The organism is Micromonospora sp. Llam0 (assembly GCF_003751085.1).
In the GTDB taxonomy this organism is placed as follows: Bacteria; Actinomycetota; Actinomycetes; order Mycobacteriales; family Micromonosporaceae; genus Micromonospora_E.
Genome location: NZ_RJJY01000002.1, coordinates 12877 through 28447, shown reverse-complemented (window position 1 = coordinate 28447; position 15571 = coordinate 12877). Strand labels below are relative to the sequence as shown.

Genomic DNA, 15571 nt, shown 5'->3' with positions numbered 1-15571 from the left:
CCTGCGCCATGGATCCCCGCAGACTGGAAACGCCGCCGGTGCTGCAAGCCCGGCATCGCCACCCCGGCACCAGCCACCACCCCCGGCACGGCCACTATTTTTAGGCACGGCCACCACCCTGGTACCGCCACCCCGGAATCGCCGGCCCGACGGGCCGGGTTAGCCACGGAAGGCATTCGATGACTGCTGCCGCACCCACCCGTACCAGCCCCCGCCCACGGGGCAGCGACTACGCCGACCTGTCGCGGCGGGTGAGTCAGGTCGGGCTGCTGGACCGCCGACCCGCCTGGTACGCCGCCCGGATCGTGCTGACCGTCGGGGCCTACCTGGCCGGCTGGGCGGTGCTGCTGGCCGGCGGGGACAGCTGGTGGCAGCTGCTGACCGCCGTCGGGCTGGCGGTCGCCGCCACCCAGGTGGCGTTCCTCGGCCACGACGCCGGACACCGGCAGATGTTCCGCACCCGGCGGGCCAGTGAGACCGCCGGCCTGCTGCTCGGCAATCTCGGGGTCGGGCTCGGCTACGGCTGGTGGATGGACAAGCACACCCGGCACCACGCCAACCCGAACCACGTCGACGACGACCCGGACGTCGGAGCCGGGGCGCTGGTCTGGACCGAGGAGCAGGCCGCCGCGACCCGGGGATTCGGCCGCTGGCTGGCCCGCCGGCAGGCGTACCTGTTCTTCCCGATGCTGCTGCTCGAAGGCCTGTCGCTACGGGTGGCCAGCGTCCGGTCGGTGATCAACGGCCCGGTGAAGCGGCGCGTCGTGGAAGGGGTGCTGCTGGCGGCGCACACCGCCGCGTACCTCGGGATCGTCTTCGCGGTGCTGTCGCCGCTGCGGGCGGTGGCCTTCATCGCGCTGCACCAGGCGCTGTGGGGTCTCTACATGGGGTGCGCGTTCGCGCCGAACCACAAGGGGATGCCGATGTTCGGCCCGGACGACGACCTGGACTTCCTGCGCAAGCAGGTGCTGACCTCCCGCAACGTGCGCGGTGGCTGGTTCGTCGACCTGCTGCTCGGTGGGCTCAACTACCAGATCGAGCACCACCTGTTCCCCAGCATGCCGCGGCCGCATCTGCGGTACGCCCAACCGATCGTGCGCGGCTACTGCCAGGAACGCGACCTGCCGTACACCGAGGCCGGGTTGATCGACTCGTACGCCGAGGCGCTGCGCCACCTGCACTCCGTCGGCCAGCCGCTGCGCTGACCCACCCGGCTGCCGCCGCTGAGCCCTCGCTGACCCGCCTGGCCGCCGCCGCCTCCATGATCAGATGACGAAAATTCGGCCTGGTGCCCGCGTGTCGCCCAGCTCAGCGTCAAGTGATCATGATGACCGCTGGGTAGCAAGTGCGGGGCCACCCCAGTGGGTGGCCCCGCACCGTCGGTCGGACAGGCGCTGCCGGTCGGTCAGACGTCGAACATGTCCAGCATGTCGTCCGACATGTCGATGATCTCGCCGTCCGGCTCCTCGACGGTCACCGGCTCGCCGAAGTTGGCGTACCCGATGGTGATGGTGCCGAAGTTGGCGTACCCGATGGTGATGGTGCCGGAGGTGGCCGACACGCTTTCCAGGTCGATGACCATCTCGACCAGCCGGCCCTCGGCGTCGAGGGTCGCGGTGAACGGCACCGCCTTGGCGGCGTCACCCAGGTCGGCGAGCATCTCCTCGTCGGCGCTCGGCGACTGGGTCATGTCGATCGAGCCGGTGATCTCGGTGTCGGAGGACCACTCGGCCTCGGCGACGCTGCCGATCATCTCGGCCGGGTCACCGGTCGGCATCATGCTGAAGCCGGCACCAGCGGGAAGCTTCGACGTGTCCGACTTCATCCACACGTCGGCGAGCTCGGCCATGTCCGTGCCGCCGAGCTGCATGTAGATGTCGGTGCCGAGCTGGCGAAGAACGATGCTCACCGTGTCGTCGTCGGCACCCATGCTGATCTCGATGTTCGACTTGTCACTGGCGGGGTCGACGTCGCCGACGACCTCCATCAGGACGCCGTCGGTCTCAGTGCCCAGGCTCATGGTGAGCCGGGCGCTCTCCTCGGTGCTCTTCGCGGTGGCGGCGGCGATCGCCTCCGTGGCGTCACCCCGGTCGTCGGCGGCACCGGCCTCGGTGCTGCTGTCGGTGGCGGGTGCGTCGGTGTCAGCCGTGCCGCCGCAGCCGGAGACCGCGAGCGAGAGCGCGGCGACGACGCCGATTCCGGCATGCGTCAACCGTCGAATGTGCATGAAGATGTTCCGTCCCCTCGTGAATGCAGCCGGCGGGAGAAGGCCACGATGGTGGCGCCTTCGACGTTGTGCCGTACCACTGAGGTAGGACGTCCGCCGGCTGGTGCCGCGTCGGCCTACCGGTCGGTGCCGGTCCCGGGTGGACCGCCGCACAGTGGTACGCGGCCCGCGGCCGACAGGTGCGCGGCCGACAGGTGCGCGACCGCTGCCGGTCGGGGTCATTCGGCGAGCGTGGCGACCATCGCCTCCGGCATCGGCACGATCTCACCGTAGGTGGGGGCCTCGATGGTCTCGGCCCGACCGAAGTTGCCGAGGCGCAGCCAGATCGTCGGCACCTCAGGCGTCTGCTGCTCGTCGCCGAGGGACAGGTCGACGAGCCGGCGCTGGCCGTCGAGGGCGGCGGTGAACGGTACGGCGCGGATCGCGTCGCCCAGCTCACCGAGGTCGCCGAGTTCGCCGAGATCGGGCAGGGCCACGGTGGACCATCTGGTCAGGTCGACGGTGCCGGCGATCACGTTGTCCCCGGTCCACTCGGCTGCGGTGACGCCGCGGATCAGACCGGCCGCGCCGATCACGTCGCCTCTGGCCATCGTGTCGAAGCTGCCCCCGGGCGGGAGGTTCGCCCGCTCGGTGTGGAACCAGACTCCAGCCTGATCTGCACTGTCGTTCATCAGGTAGAAGTCTTGTTCCAGCAGGATCATGGTGATCATTACCGTGGACCCGTCCTCCTCGAAGTAGGACTCGATCTTGATCCGTTGGTTCTCCGGGTCTGTCTCGGCGTGCGCCTCGGTCGTCCCGCCGGACCGGCCGGACATGATGAACCGCACCCTGGCAGGCTGCTCCTGGGCCTTGCCGATCGCGGCGGCCAGCGCTTCCGTGGCGTCGCCCCGCTCGTCGGCGGAGCTGGTCGAGGCGGTGGCCGTCGGGTCCGGGCCGGTGGCGGGGCCCGACCGGCCACAACCGGTGACGACGAGGGTGAGCGAAACAACGAGCCCGCCGACAACTGCAGTAACTCGCCTTATTTGTGGCATTTATGCCTTCCCTGACAGGAATGACTGATGAGCGGTCAACCTACTCGCCGCGACCCGCGTGCCGATCAGCTGGGCGAGACAGACGGTAAGGTCACCGCATGGCAGAGGTGCTGGACACCGCACAGGTGCAGGCCGCGCTCGCGGAGCTGACGGACTGGGTGGGCGACCCCGAGGCGATCGCCCGTACCGTCTCGTTGGCGACCTTCCCCGACGCGGTCGCCGTGGTGACCCGGGTGGCGATCGCCGCCGAGGAGATGGACCACCACCCGGACATCGACATCCGGTGGCGGACCCTGACCTTCCGGTGCCGCACCCACTCGGCCGGCGGCACCACCGCCTTGGACATCGAGCTGGCCCGCCGGATCGACGAGATCGTCGCGGCGCAGGGCTGACAGGGGGAGCGGACACGGTGACATTCCAGACCGGGGGAGGTACGCGGTGAGATTTGAGGTCAGCAAGGTGCTCGACGCGATCGAGCGCCGACTCAGCACCGACCCGGCGACCGCACGCGCCGTCGTGGACCTGGCCGAGGTCGTCCGGTACGTCGACTTCGACAACGGGCGACCGGCCAACATGCTGCGCCTCGGGCAGCTGATCGACGCCCTCGGCCGCAGCGTCGCCGAGGAGAACGTCCCGGTGTACGTGGTCGTGCACCGCGGCCTGCTCTCCGACGCCGACCTGACCTCCAACGAGCGGATGGTCGCCCGCCGGTGGTCCGACGACGGTCTGGTGGAGGTGCTCGCCGACCCCGCCGACCGGCTGCTGGAGGTCGCCGAACTGCTCGGCCTGCCGGTGCTCAGCCGCCACCGGTTCGACGGCATGCGCGGGCGTTACCAGTGGCTCAACCAGCCTGGCCGGCTGCTCGCCCCGCTGCCCGGCCACGGCGGCCCGGCGCTGACCGCCCGCGCCGGCGGCGGCAACACACCGGCGACCGCCGAGCCGTCGCCGGCCGGTGCCCAGCTGCTGGCCCGGCTGTGGAGCTGCCCCGACCCGGAGTGCGCGCTGTTCGGCCGGATGCGGGTCGGCCGCCCCGGCGGGCAGCCGCCGCCGACGCTGCGGACCGGCCAGCCGACCTGCCCCCGGCACGGGGAACGACTCACCGAGGCCGGTGCCCGCCCGCCGGCCGAGGTGCTGTCGATCCGGATCGACGGCATGGTCCGGCAGCGGTTCGTCGTCGCCGCCGACCACCCGATGGTGGTCGGCCGGGCACCCGAGCGCGGCGAAGGCATCATGCTCGGCCAGTGGCTCACCGAGGAGGCGCGGCGCTGGATCAGCCGCAGCCACGTCCGGTTCGAGCTGCACGGCAGGGATCTCGTCGTGCAGGACGTCAGCACCAACGGCACCGGCGTACGGCCGGGTGGCTCACCCGACGACGACGAACGCCGCACCATCAAACGCCAGGCCCGGCCGTTGCAGGCCACCGACGTCGTCGAGCTCTACCCGGGGGTGCACATCGCCCGGTCGAAGGTCTGGGCCACCGGTGGCGTGTCGAACCCGACGTCGGTGATGGCCGACGCGCCGACCATGGCGCTGCGGATGATGGACCGCCCCTGACCCCGCGTTTCCTTCAGCCGAGGTGGTCGGCCGGTGACGTCTGCAGCAGCTGCTCTGCCGGCCAACCCGCCATGATGAGCCAGGCGCACAGCCGGCTCGCGGTCACCGCGTGCGCGGAGTCGAGTGGTACGGCCGGCGTGCGCTCAGTGCCCATGGGGCTGATTGTCGTAGGTCTCGCCGTTGACGGGGCGTGGGCGCTCGACGACACCGGGGCGGGTCAACGCGCTCTTGTAGACCGCGATCGCCACCATCCGGCCGTCGCGGCCACCGGCGACGACGGTGCCGATAAGCCCGACGACCTGCGACTGCTCCTGGTCGAGCCCGTAGCGGATGTCGGCGACCCGGACGATCATCGGCCGGTCGGCATACACCCAGTCGGCCTTGCCGAGACGCAGCGTGTCGCCGACGCGGAGCAGTTCGTCACGCGACATCGTCACCACTCCCATCCTCATCGGAGTCGTCGTCGCCTGTGTCGGCGTCGTCGTCGAGGGTCACCGGAGGCCACAGGCCGGCGAAATAGAGTACGGCCATCACCCGTCGGGCCTTTCCCGGATCGTGCCGGCGCAGCACCGCGAGTGCCTTCGTGAACGGCTCGCAGAGCGCGGCGGAATTGCACACCCGGCATTCGGCGAGCCGACTCGGCAGGTGGGTGCTGACGATCTCGCGGGCCCGCTGTACCACCGGATGATCCACTGACAGGTGGACGCTGTCCGGCAACGGCGGGCGATTCGGCATCGGATCATGATCCTCTTTCCCGCCGGGTGGGGTGCCGATCGAGGTGTAGCGGGCGAGGCGGGATGTGCCGCCGATTCCGTCGTTACGTAACACGCGGTCTCCCTTGCCGTCGTCGAAGCACCTGTGGCGATTTCCACCCTGGACTGTTCGACCTCGACACGGAATACTCAGTTCACCGATTGCCGTGCGTCAGTCATTCCAGCGCGTACCAATGGATTCCAATGGAGGCCAGGAAATGAGCGAGCTTCAGGATCTGTTGCGCAGTGAGCGCCTCAAGCGCAACCTGACCCAGGCCCAGGTGGGTGAGGCCATCCGGGTCAGCAATTCCCTCATCGGCGCGTTCGAGACCGGCAAGTCGATCCCGCTGCCGGACACCGCCGTCGACCTCGACCGCATCTACGAGACCGGCGACCAGATCCAGCGGCTGTCCCGGACAGCCCGGGAGGACGCGCAGGCTCTGTGGCTGCGCTCCTGGCTGGAGAGTGAGCGCCGGGCGCTGGTGCTGCGCTCGTTCCAGCCGCTGGTGATCCCAGGGCTGTTGCAGACCGAGGCGTACGCCCGCGCGGTACTCACCGCCGGGCCGCGCACCCGGCGGCGGCTCGACGAGGCGCTCGCCGTCCGACTGGAACGCCAGTCGGCCACGCTGGACCGCGACGAGGACTTCCAGTTCACCGCGATCATCGCCGAGGCGGTGCTGCGCCTGACCGGCGCGTTCATGAAGGACCAGCTGGAGCACCTGGTCGACATCGGTCACCGCCCGGATGTGCAGATCCGGGTGCTCCCCGCCGACGTCGGCATGCACCCCGGGATCGCGGGCGCGTTCGTCATCGCCTGCCTCCCCAACGACCGGCGGGCCTGCTACCTCGACGACCAGCTGAGTGGCCGGATCGTCACCGAGGCTCAGGACGTGCTCGACCTGGAACAGACGTGGGATGCTGTGTCGGGACTGGCACTCACCGTCAGCCAGAGCCGCGACCTGATGCTAAGGATGATCGATGAACACGAGTGAGCCGATCTGGCGTAAGTCCAGCCGCAGCAGCTCCAACGGTGGCGACTGTGTGGAGGTCGCCGACAACCTGCCGGGCCGGGTGCTGGTCCGCGATTCCAAGGACCGGGCCGGTGGCACGTTGGCCTTCGCGCCGGCTGCCTGGTCCGCCTTCGTCGCCCACACCCCGTCAGCCGTACGCTGACCCACCCTCACCGCCGCCCCATCAAGCCCTCGGGCATGTGCGCTCAGCCGACCGGCTCGCCCCCGTCTCACCGGCCGGGGGTGAGTCCGGCCGCGCGAGCCGCGCCGAGCGGATCGCGCTACGCCGACCAGCGCCCGTACGTGGTCAGCGACCACCTCGACGATCTGCGCGGGCCGGTCAGTGGGCAGGTCACGCTGACCAGGAGTCTGGTCTGGTCGGGGCGAGCGCAGTACGACCTTGCCAACCCTCGCCGGCTGGCCAGCTTGTACGAGACAGTGCTCCGCGAAGCGACAACGGCAGATGATCTCGTTCGATGGCTCGATGGCTCGATGGCTCGATGGCTCGATGGCTCGACGGCCCGACGCTCGTCCGTCTCTGGCCCACCTTGGTCGTGCCTCCGCAGGTACGGTGGCTGTGGGAGTCCAAACACCAGACACTCGTTCACACCCGGCACGGAACCGGGCCGCGATCTGATCGTGAGGATGATCGATGAACACGAGTGAGCCGATCTGGCGCAAGTCCAGCCGCAGCAGCCCGAACGGCGGCAACTGTGTGGAGGTCGCCGACAACCTGCCGGGCCGGGTGCTGGTGCGCGATTCGAAGGACCGGGCCGGTGGCACGTTGGCCTTCGCGCCGGCCGCTTGGTCCGCCTTCGTCGCCCACACCCCGTCAGCCGTACGCTGACCACTGGGGCCGGTGTGCGCCCGCCGGAGCTTCCGTCGACGCCGATCGGCCTGACGCCGGTCGACCGGTCGCACCGTGCGGTGCTCGGCAACCTGGGGCAGCTGTACCGGTACGACCTCGCCGAAGCGTACCGTCACCTGCCGAACGCGGACGGCACCTACAACAATCGCCGTCTCGACCGCTTCCTGGCCGGCGCGGATCCGGACACTCGGGCGTGGCTGATCACGGTCGCGGGAGGGCTCGGCGGATTCGTCATGGCGGGCCGGGCGGATCAGATCGCCTCGATCAACGATTTCTTCGTGGTCCGGCCGTTGCGGCGGACCGGGGTGGGACGTGTGGCCGCCGGCCGGGTCATCGCCGAATGGCCGGGCCGGTGGCGGATCGCCTTCCAGGCGTACAACCCTGGAGCGCAGCTGTTCTGGCAGCGGGTGGCGACCGACGCGGTCGGACCGCACTGGCACCGGTCCGAGGCGCCGTCAGTACCGGGCGCACCTGCGGATATCTGCCTCAGCTTCGATACGTCACCAACGACCGGGTGATGTTCGATCATGGCTGGGGGCGGTGAAGGTCACTGTTTCGGAGGGGGCGGACGTTATGCCAGCCTGGTCGACCGCCCGTACGTAGACCTCGTATGTCCCGCCTGGGGAAACGGCGAACGTGACGGTCCGTACGTCCGGCGTGGGGTTCGGGATTCCGAGGCCGACGCCGTTGACGTACGGGTAGTACCGAGAGATCGGGAAGTCGCCCGGCGTCGAGGCCGTCCACGACACCGTTGCAGAGGTCGGGGTGAGCGCGGTGACGGTCAGGTCGGACGGCGGGGACGGCGGCACCGACGGGACGGTGGTGAAGGCGCCCCGTGCCGACGGGGCCGAACGCGGCGTGCCGCCGGTGTATCGGACGACGACGAGGAAAACGTAGCTCGTGCCCGGCCTGAGCCCGGTGAGCTGGACGCTGGTCGTCGACGGGTCGGTCCTCGCCCGGATCTGGATCGGCTGGGTCGGGGTAGCGGGTGGGACGATCAGGTCGTAACCGGCGATCCGTTCGACGGCGACCGCCGGTGGTTGCCAGGAAATCGTGGCGGTGGTGGCGGTGACGTCGGTCGCCACCGGCGGGCCGGGAACGATCTCGCTCGGCAGGGTCGTGATGTTCACTGGGGCCGAGGCAGGCCCACGGAGGCCACTGGTGTCCCGCGCGCGTACGAACAGGTCGTAGTTCGTGGTCGGGCGCAAGCCCTCGATCGGCACGAAGACCCACGATCTGGTCGTGGTGGCGACCAATTCGTCCGGGTAGATCCAGCCCAGCCGGCGGGCGTAGACCTCATATGCCGCGATTGGGTTGGTGCCTGCGGCGGCCGGCATCCACGCCAGGTCGACGGTGGTGGCGGAGAGGAACTGCGTGCCGGCGGCTTGTGGAGCACCGGGCGGGGTCACCGGCGCGCTCGCCTGTGCCGGCACCGGCCCGGAGATCACCAACGCGACGGCGAGCGCGATGCCGAGAAAATGCCTGTGTCCCACTCCGACATGCTGCGCCAGACAGTTATGCCTGTCAATCACTCGATGATGTTTCAGCTCGCGGTTGACGCCTCGGTCTCGACAGCTCCGGCCGGGAGTGGGTGACGGCGCCCCGATCCCCGGCGGTGGTGGTTGAACTCGACCACCCTCCACCTCGGTCACCTCACGTCGGCGAGCGGTCGCCGGGCCAGCACCCGGCGGACCAGGTTGTGGATCGTCGCCGCCATGTCGACCGCCATCGGCACCACGACCAGCTCCGTCACTCCAGGTAGGAAGGTTCCATCCCGAGCCGGCGGGAGCTGAGCTGGTCTCCAGCCGGCGGCATCCGGAAACTGCTTCCGGCGTCACCGCAGCGCCGCCCCGGTGTTCCGTTGAGACGAGAATCGCGAGGATGCTAGAAGTCGAGCAGGGCGTCGGTCGTGATGTCGATCGGGAACGGAAGGTCGGAGGTCAGCCGCTGTCCGTCTGCGGCAACCGCATGCTCCACGTAGTGCTCGCCCTCAAGCCGGAACAGTCGCAGCGTAAGTGCTTCGTACTCGACCATGTCGGGCTCGACGAGTAGGTACCAGCCGATCCGCGCGGCCGCGTAGAACTGCATCTTCTGTACGCGGTCGGTGGCGACACTGCTCGGCGAGGTGATCTCGCCGGCCAGGACGACCTCGTGTGCGTCGGCGACGCCGCCGAGTCGCCCGACCTTCGCCACCACCAGGTCCGGGATCACGATCCGGTTGGCGGCCAGTCGTACGTTCACCGCCTCGTGTGCGCGCAGACCGGCCGACCGCGCGGCCGGCCGGATCGCGGTCAGGAGGAGGAACGAGATGTCCTGATGTGGCCTGTTCGGTGCGGGGCTCACCCACAGTCCTCCGTCGATCAACTCGATCCGGTTTCGGGTCTCCCCGAGCGCGAAGTACTCGGACTCGGTCCACGGCTCGGGGTGATCAAGTGCGGCAACGCTCATCGGCAGACTCACCTCCTGACGGATGCTGCCACAAGTCTCCCACCACCGCGTGCCGCCGGGCCGCGGATCGAGCTCGACGGTGTTACAAACGTTGGGTGCGGGAGATCGAGCTGCGGGAGATTCGGCAGAACGCCAGCGAGTTGGTGTGTCACGCCCAGGCGGATGAGCTGGCGACTGCGCTGTCGCGCATCATCGTCGGCGAGCAGGTGGCAAAGATGCCGGACATCGCCACGATTGCCTGGGCGACCGGACACACGGTTGCCCAGCTCACCGGCCTAGTGGAGGTGGCCGAGAGGGTTCAGGTCGCGGCGGCCAGCCATCCGGCTTGATCAACCTGTGCGTCGCTCGGCAGTCGGAAGCAGCCGCAGCGGAGCCGGCGGAGGCTACCGTTCGACGTACGTGGCGAGGTTCGCCAGCGAGGAGGCGAGGCCGGCGGCGTGGTCCGCCGCGCTGATGCCGGCCGGTACGTCCTCGGCGCGGATCGCCACCCGGGTGCCGCCGTCGACGGCGGTCACCTCCCAGATCATGGTCATCGTGCCGGCGTACGCGGGATCGTCGGCGACGAAGTCGACGGCCTGCACGACCCGCACGCCGGGGACGATATCGACGAAGCGGGCCTCGACGATGTCGGAGTCGGCGGTGGCCTTGCCCGGCGCGGTCGTCGCGTCGGCGTAGGTCAGGACCAGCCGGTAGCCGCCGCCGGGCCGGGCGTCGAACCGCTCGAACCGGCCGGTCATCCCCTGCGGGGGCAGCCACGCGGCGAGCGCGTCCGGGTCCACCAGAGCGGCGTAGACGCGCGCAACCGGGGCGGCCATCACCCGGGCCGCCGAATCCGTACGAGTCACGGCGCGTCACCGGGGCGGGCGTTCGATCGTTGCGATGACACCCGGCTAACCTACGTCGCGACGCGGCCTATTCGGGAGACGACGAACAGTGGCGAAGCTGGAACTCACCGTCGAAGAAGCGGCGCTGTGCGAGATCGTCGGCGTACGGGCGTTCCTGCGCGCCCGTGCCCAACTCGCCGACGGCGAGTTGACCGGCGCCCGCTGGGATCCGGCGACCGGGCACGCCCAGGGCCGGCTGGAACCTGGTCGCGGCGGCACCGTGACGGCGGCGGTCACCACCGACCCCGACGGGCTCGTCGCCACCGTCGACGGTGCCTGCTCCTGCGGCGAGCGGTCCTGCGGACACCCGTACGCGCTGGTGCTGCAGGCCGTCGTCGGTGCCGCGCCGACGGTTCCGAAGCAGCGGCAGGCACCGGACGCGCCGACGGCGGACTGGGAGAAGAGCCTGTCGGCGCTGGTCTCCGACGTCGCCCCGGTCGTCACCGCCGCGCCGGCCGAGGCCACCGTCGGCCTGCAGTTCGAGCTGGTCAAACCGGGCGCGGCCGGCGGCGGGCACGCCGGACGCATCGCGCTGCGTCCGGTCCTACCGGGTCAGAGCGGCTGGGTCCGCTCCGGCATCAGCTGGTCGAACGTGCAGTACTCCGGGCACGGCAGATCGCCGGAATCCAAACGGCACCGCCAGTTGCTCGGCGAGATCCTCACGCTATCGACAGTGGGCAGCGACCGGTACGGCTACTACAGCCACCCGACGACGATCTTCCTGGACGCGTTCGCGAGTCGGCGGATCTGGGACCTGCTGGCCGAGGCCGACGACGCCGGGCTGCCGCTGGTCCAGCCCGGCAAGTACGGCCGGCCGGTGTTCGTCGGCCGGCAGCCGGCCCGACTCTCGGTGCAGGTCGACCGCGTCGACGACGAGTTGATCGTGCAGCCGGTGCTGCTGGCCGACGGCGTACCCGTCGCCGCCGAGTTCTCCGTCTTTGTCGGCCGACCGGCGCACGGGATCGCCTGGTGGGGGGAGCGCGGCGGCGTCGAGCCGCAACCCCGGGACCGGGTGCTGCGGCTGGCGCCCCTGTCCGGCGCGGTGTCGGCGGCGGCGAAGGCCCTGGCCGGTCCCGCGATCCGCGTCCCCGCTGCCGACGAGACGCGGTTCTTCGAACGGTTCTACCCGGAGCTGCTCAAACAGGTCGAGGTCGTCGCCGCCGGCCCGGCGGTGCACCTGCCACCGGTGTCGCCGCCCACGCTCACCCTCGCCGTGACCCCGATGCCGGAACAGGCGCTGTCGATCCACTGGCAGTGGGTCCGCGCGATCGGCGCGCACCGGCAGACCGAGCCGCTGTGGGCGACCGGCCCGCGCGGGGACGCCGACCCGCGTGACGCCGTCGTCGGCCAGGTCACCGAGGTGACGGCCAAAGCGGTACCGGAGGCGATCGAGTCGACTCCGAACGGCGCACGACTCGCCGCGCTGACCACGCTCCGCGGCGACGCCATGATCCGGTTCCTCAGCGAGGTCGTGCCCCGGCTCGCCGACATCGACGGCGTCGAGGTGGTCGAATCGGCAGCGGAGCCCGTACCGGACTACCGGGAATCCGACGAGGCACCGGTCATTCGGTTCGCCGGCACCGACCATCCCGGCGAACACGACTGGTTCGACCTGTCAGTGCAGGTCAGCGTCGGCGGCGAACAGGTCGTCTTCGATCAGCTGTTCACCGCGCTGGCGCAGGACCGGCAGTACCTCATCCTGCCCAGCGGCACGTACTTCAGCCTCGACCGACCCGAGTTCGCCCAGCTCCGCGAGCTGATCGACGAATCGCGGGCACTGGAGGACCGGCCGCCGGGCGTGCTGCGCGTCGGCCGCTTCCAGGCCGGCCTCTGGGCCGAACTGGCCGAGCTGGGGGAGATCACCGGCCAGGCCGCCGCCTGGCAGCGCGCGGTCCGCGAGCTGGCCACCGCCGGCGCCGCCGTCGACCACCAGGTGCGCCCGCAGGTACGGGCGGAGCTGCGCCCGTACCAGCTCGACGGGTTCCGCTGGCTCGCCGCCCTGCGGGAGCACCAGCTCGGCGGCATCCTCGCCGATGACATGGGTCTCGGTAAGACCCTGCAGGCGCTGGCCCTGATCCGGCACGCCCGTGCCGACGTACCGTTCCTCGTCGTCGCCCCCGCCAGCGTCATCCACAACTGGGTCGCCGAGGCCGCGCGGTTCACCCCCGACCTGACCGTACGGGTGGTCACCCAGACCACGGCGCGGCGTGGCATGGCACTCGCCGAGGCAGCCGCCGGGGCGGACATCGTCGTGACCTCGTACACGCTGCTGCGGCTGGAGTTCGACGACTACCAGGCGCTCGACTGGGCCGGCCTGATCCTCGACGAGGCACAGTTCGTCAAGAACCACCAGTCGCAGAGCCACCGCTGCGCCAAGCAGCTCACTGCGCCGTTCAAGCTGGCCATCACCGGTACGCCGATGGAGAACAACCTGCTCGAACTCTGGGCGCTCTGCTCGGTCACCGCCCCCGGGTTGTTTCCCCGGCTGGACCGGTTCACCGACTACTACCGTACGCCGATCGAGCGGGACCGCGACGGTGACCGGCTCGCCCAGCTGCGCCGCCGCATCCGGCCGCTGATGCTTCGTCGCCGTAAGGCCGACGTCGCCGCCGACCTGCCGGAGAAGCAGGAACAGGTGCTGGAACTCGACCTGGACCGTAAACATCGCCGGATCTACCAGGCCTATCTGCAACGGGAACGGCAGAAGGTCCTCGGCCTGCTCGGGGACCTGGAGAAGAACCGGTTCGAGATCTTCCGGTCGTTGACGTTGCTGCGCCAGGCCAGTCTCGACGTCGCCCTGGTCGACCCGAGACACGAGGGTGTTCCGTCGACCAAGCTGGACGTGCTGGCCGACCAGATCACCAACCTGGTCGCCGAAGGCCACCGTACGCTGGTGTTCAGTCAGTTCACCCGCTTTCTCGGCGCGGCGCGTGACCGGCTCGTCGCCGCCGGCGTCCGGTGCGGTTACCTCGACGGGTCGACCAGTAACCGGGCCGCCGCGATCGCCGAGTTCAAACGCGGCGCCGCCGACGTGTTCCTGATCAGCCTCAAAGCGGGCGGGTTCGGTCTCAACCTGACCGAGGCCGACTACTGCATCCTGCTCGACCCGTGGTGGAACCCGGCGGCCGAGGCCCAGGCCGTCGACCGCGTCCACCGGATCGGTCAGACGTCGAACGTCATGGTCTACCGGATGGTCGCGAAGGACACCATCGAGGAGAAGGTCATGGCGTTGAAGCAGCGCAAAGCCGAGCTGTTCAGCAGTGTGCTCGACGGGGGCGAGTTCGCCTCCGCGCAACTGTCCGCCGCCGACATCAGGGACCTGCTCGACCTTGACTGAGCCGACCTGTCACCGGGGACCGGATCGGGCCGGCGTGTGCGGCGGCCGGCGTCAGGTCAGCAGCGGCAGCGCCCGGTCGCGGACGTCGACGTAGCGTTCGTGCACCTGCGGGGTGGCGGCGGCGGTGATTTCGTCTGCCTCGACCGGCCACTGCGGCGGCTCGGTGCTACCGGCCAGCGCCCAGGCCGCCTGCCGGGCCGCGCCGAGCGCCACGTACTCGGCCGGGCGCGGCACGCTGACCGGCGCGCCGAACAGCGCCGGCGCGATCGCCCGTACCGCGCGGGACTGGGCCGCGCCGCCGACCAGCAGCACCCGGCCGACCGGCACGTCCTGGGCGCGCAGCGCGTCGAGGGCGTCGGCGATGCCGCCGAGCATGCCCTCCACCGCCGCCCGCGCCAGGTTCGCCGCCGACGCGTTCGCCCGGGTGATCCCGGCCAGCAGACCGCAGGCGTCGGGCAGGTTCGGGGTCCGTTCCCCGTCCAGGTACGGCAGCAGCGTCAACCCGCCCGCGCCCGGCTCGGCCGACAACGCCAACTCGTCCAACTCGGCCAACGACCGGCCCAGCAGGTCGGCGACCGTCACCAGCACCCGGGCCGCGTTGAGCGTGCACACCAGTGGCAGGAACCGGCCGGTCGCGTCGGCGTAGCCGGCCACCAGCCCGGTCGGGTCGGCGGTCGGCACCTCACTCACCCCGGACACGCAGCCTGAGGTGCCCAGCGACACCACCACCTCGCCGGGGCGCAGGCCGACGCCGAACGCCGTACCCATGGTGTCGCCGGTGCCGGCCGACAGCAGCGCGCCGGACGCGGTCTCACCGACCACCTCGGCCGGTCCGGCGACCCGGGGCAGTGCCACGTCCCGCCCGAAGGCGAGCCGCACCAGATCGCGCCGATAATCGCCGGCCGCCGCCGACCAGTAGCCGGTGCCGGAGGCCTCGCCCCGGTCGGTCGTCGGCGCTGCGCCGTCGGCGCGCAGCCGGTGGGTGAGCCAGTCGTGCGGCAGCAGCACCGTCTCCGTCCGGGCCGCGAGCTGCGGTTCAGTACGGGCGAACCAGCGCAGCTTGGTCACCGTGAAGCTGGCCACCGGCACCAGTCCGACCGCGTCGGCCCACGCCTTCGGGCCGCCGAACTCGTCGGTGAGGTCGACCGCGGCCTGCGCCGACCGGGTGTCGTTCCACAGCAGGGCGTCCCGGACCACCTCGCCGGCGTCGTCGAGGCAGATCATGCCCTGCTGCTGCCCGCCGATGCCGATCGCGGCGACCCCGTCCAGCAGCCCGGCGCTGGCCTGCTCCCAGGCGGCCCACCACACGCGTGGGTCTACCTCGGTGCCGTCCGGGTGCGGGGCGCGGCCCTCGCGCAGCAGCTTCCCGCTGTCCGCGTCGCAGACCACGACCTTCGTCGACTGGGTCGACGAGTCGACCCCGGCAACTAGTGTCAACGCACACCTCGCACGTGTCGAGT

18 protein-coding genes are annotated in these 15571 nt (G+C 70.6%); 9 read left to right on the top strand and 9 right to left on the bottom strand.

What is annotated here, in order from left to right; genetic code table 11:
* Positions 1-179: 179 nt before the first annotated feature.
* The gene (locus EDC02_RS27130; RefSeq protein ID WP_123605205.1) at positions 180-1205 is read left to right on the top strand and encodes an acyl-CoA desaturase; all 1026 of its coding nucleotides are present in this window, start codon (positions 180-182) and stop codon (positions 1203-1205) included.
* 200 nt (positions 1206-1405) lie between these two features.
* On the opposite strand, the gene EDC02_RS27125 is transcribed toward EDC02_RS27130, so the two are convergent.
* Together EDC02_RS27125 and EDC02_RS27120 are read right to left on the bottom strand one after the other, a co-directional pair.
* On the bottom strand, positions 1406-2212 hold the full coding sequence (locus EDC02_RS27125; RefSeq protein ID WP_123605204.1) for a hypothetical protein: 807 nt from the start codon (positions 2210-2212) through the stop codon (positions 1406-1408).
* 233 nt (positions 2213-2445) lie between these two features.
* Complete coding sequence (locus tag EDC02_RS27120) at positions 2446-3258, bottom strand: hypothetical protein (RefSeq protein WP_148083650.1); 813 nt, start codon at positions 3256-3258, stop codon at positions 2446-2448.
* Positions 3259-3356: 98 nt separating this feature from the next.
* Here EDC02_RS27120 and EDC02_RS27115 point away from each other — a divergent pair, with 98 nt between their 5' ends.
* The gene (locus EDC02_RS27115; RefSeq protein WP_123605202.1) at positions 3357-3650 is read left to right on the top strand and encodes a 4a-hydroxytetrahydrobiopterin dehydratase; all 294 of its coding nucleotides are present in this window, start codon (positions 3357-3359) and stop codon (positions 3648-3650) included.
* A gap of 46 nt (positions 3651-3696) precedes the next feature.
* A complete protein-coding gene (locus EDC02_RS27110) occupies positions 3697-4812 on the top strand; it encodes an FHA domain-containing protein (RefSeq protein ID WP_123605201.1) in 1116 nt (371 codons plus the stop codon).
* A gap of 13 nt (positions 4813-4825) precedes the next feature.
* Here EDC02_RS27110 and EDC02_RS41925 read toward each other — a convergent pair whose 3' ends face one another.
* Genes EDC02_RS41925 through EDC02_RS27095 form a run of 3 tightly spaced genes read right to left on the bottom strand, consistent with a single transcriptional unit; the run spans position 4826 to position 5640 of the window.
* On the bottom strand, positions 4826-4966 hold the full coding sequence (locus tag EDC02_RS41925) for a hypothetical protein (protein ID WP_233606458.1): 141 nt from the start codon (positions 4964-4966) through the stop codon (positions 4826-4828).
* Positions 4956-5249 (bottom strand): hypothetical protein, encoded by a 294-nt coding sequence (locus EDC02_RS27100; RefSeq protein ID WP_158632328.1) that lies wholly within the window; start codon positions 5247-5249, stop codon positions 4956-4958. Before EDC02_RS27100 ends, EDC02_RS41925 begins: the two co-directional genes overlap by 11 nt.
* Positions 5233-5640, bottom strand: a complete 408-nt coding sequence (locus EDC02_RS27095) for a hypothetical protein (protein ID WP_123605199.1) — start codon at positions 5638-5640, stop codon at positions 5233-5235. Before EDC02_RS27095 ends, EDC02_RS27100 begins: the two co-directional genes overlap by 17 nt.
* A 142-nt stretch (positions 5641-5782) precedes the next feature.
* Between EDC02_RS27095 and EDC02_RS27090 the strand changes: the two genes are divergently transcribed.
* The 4 genes from EDC02_RS27090 to EDC02_RS27070 all read left to right on the top strand — a co-directional run bounded on the left by EDC02_RS27090 (position 5783) and on the right by EDC02_RS27070 (position 7960).
* On the top strand, positions 5783-6556 hold the full coding sequence (locus EDC02_RS27090) for a helix-turn-helix transcriptional regulator (RefSeq protein WP_158632327.1): 774 nt from the start codon (positions 5783-5785) through the stop codon (positions 6554-6556).
* Complete coding sequence (locus EDC02_RS27085; RefSeq protein ID WP_123605197.1) at positions 6543-6737, top strand: DUF397 domain-containing protein; 195 nt, start codon at positions 6543-6545, stop codon at positions 6735-6737. Before EDC02_RS27090 ends, EDC02_RS27085 begins: the two co-directional genes overlap by 14 nt.
* A 489-nt stretch (positions 6738-7226) precedes the next feature.
* Positions 7227-7421, top strand: a complete 195-nt coding sequence (locus EDC02_RS27075; protein ID WP_123605196.1) for a DUF397 domain-containing protein — start codon at positions 7227-7229, stop codon at positions 7419-7421.
* Between the two features lie 14 nt (positions 7422-7435).
* Complete coding sequence (locus EDC02_RS27070) at positions 7436-7960, top strand: GNAT family N-acetyltransferase (protein WP_123605195.1); 525 nt, start codon at positions 7436-7438, stop codon at positions 7958-7960.
* Here EDC02_RS27070 and EDC02_RS27065 read toward each other — a convergent pair.
* Both EDC02_RS27065 and EDC02_RS27060 read right to left on the bottom strand, forming a co-directional pair.
* A complete protein-coding gene (locus EDC02_RS27065) occupies positions 7943-8935 on the bottom strand; it encodes a fibronectin type III domain-containing protein (protein WP_123605194.1) in 993 nt (330 codons plus the stop codon). The two genes, EDC02_RS27070 and EDC02_RS27065, sit on opposite strands and share 18 nt — an antisense overlap.
* 391 nt (positions 8936-9326) lie before the next feature.
* Positions 9327-9890, bottom strand: a complete 564-nt coding sequence (locus tag EDC02_RS27060) for a Uma2 family endonuclease (RefSeq protein ID WP_123605193.1) — start codon at positions 9888-9890, stop codon at positions 9327-9329.
* A gap of 95 nt (positions 9891-9985) precedes the next feature.
* Between EDC02_RS27060 and EDC02_RS27055 the strand changes: the two genes are divergently transcribed.
* Positions 9986-10219 carry a hypothetical protein gene (locus EDC02_RS27055; RefSeq protein ID WP_123605192.1) on the top strand — a complete coding sequence of 78 codons (234 nt, stop codon included), beginning with the start codon at positions 9986-9988 and terminating at the stop codon, positions 10217-10219.
* A gap of 54 nt (positions 10220-10273) precedes the next feature.
* Here the strand turns inward: EDC02_RS27055 and EDC02_RS27050 are convergent, their stop codons facing one another.
* Entirely contained in the window at positions 10274-10735 is a 462-nt protein-coding gene (locus EDC02_RS27050) for an SRPBCC family protein (protein ID WP_123605191.1), read from the bottom strand.
* An 88-nt stretch (positions 10736-10823) separates the two neighbouring features.
* On the opposite strand from EDC02_RS27050, the gene EDC02_RS27045 reads away from it, so the two are divergent.
* Positions 10824-14111 (top strand): DEAD/DEAH box helicase, encoded by a 3288-nt coding sequence (locus EDC02_RS27045; RefSeq protein ID WP_123605190.1) that lies wholly within the window; start codon positions 10824-10826, stop codon positions 14109-14111.
* A gap of 51 nt (positions 14112-14162) precedes the next feature.
* Here EDC02_RS27045 and EDC02_RS27040 read toward each other — a convergent pair whose 3' ends face one another.
* Positions 14163-15548 carry an FGGY family carbohydrate kinase gene (locus tag EDC02_RS27040; RefSeq protein WP_123605189.1) on the bottom strand — a complete coding sequence of 462 codons (1386 nt, stop codon included), beginning with the start codon at positions 15546-15548 and terminating at the stop codon, positions 14163-14165.
* Between the last annotated feature and the right edge of the window lie 23 nt (positions 15549-15571).

What these genes read in the sequence shown, in the direction of transcription:
- EDC02_RS27085 (WP_123605197.1), top strand. Translation starts at nt 6,543, where the DNA reads ATGAACACGAGTGAGCCGATCTGGCGTAAGTCCAGCCGCAGCAGCTCC.
- EDC02_RS27115 (WP_123605202.1), top strand. Translation starts at nt 3,357, where the DNA reads ATGGCAGAGGTGCTGGACACCGCACAGGTGCAGGCCGCGCTCGCGGAG.
- EDC02_RS41925 (WP_233606458.1), bottom strand. Translation starts at nt 4,966, where the DNA reads ATGGGCACTGAGCGCACGCCGGCCGTACCACTCGACTCCGCGCACGCG.
- EDC02_RS27130 (WP_123605205.1), top strand. Translation starts at nt 180, where the DNA reads ATGACTGCTGCCGCACCCACCCGTACCAGCCCCCGCCCACGGGGCAGC.
- EDC02_RS27120 (WP_148083650.1), bottom strand. Translation starts at nt 3,258, where the DNA reads ATGCCACAAATAAGGCGAGTTACTGCAGTTGTCGGCGGGCTCGTTGTT.
- EDC02_RS27090 (WP_158632327.1), top strand. Translation starts at nt 5,783, where the DNA reads ATGAGCGAGCTTCAGGATCTGTTGCGCAGTGAGCGCCTCAAGCGCAAC.
- EDC02_RS27075 (WP_123605196.1), top strand. Translation starts at nt 7,227, where the DNA reads ATGAACACGAGTGAGCCGATCTGGCGCAAGTCCAGCCGCAGCAGCCCG.
- EDC02_RS27060 (WP_123605193.1), bottom strand. Translation starts at nt 9,890, where the DNA reads ATGAGCGTTGCCGCACTTGATCACCCCGAGCCGTGGACCGAGTCCGAG.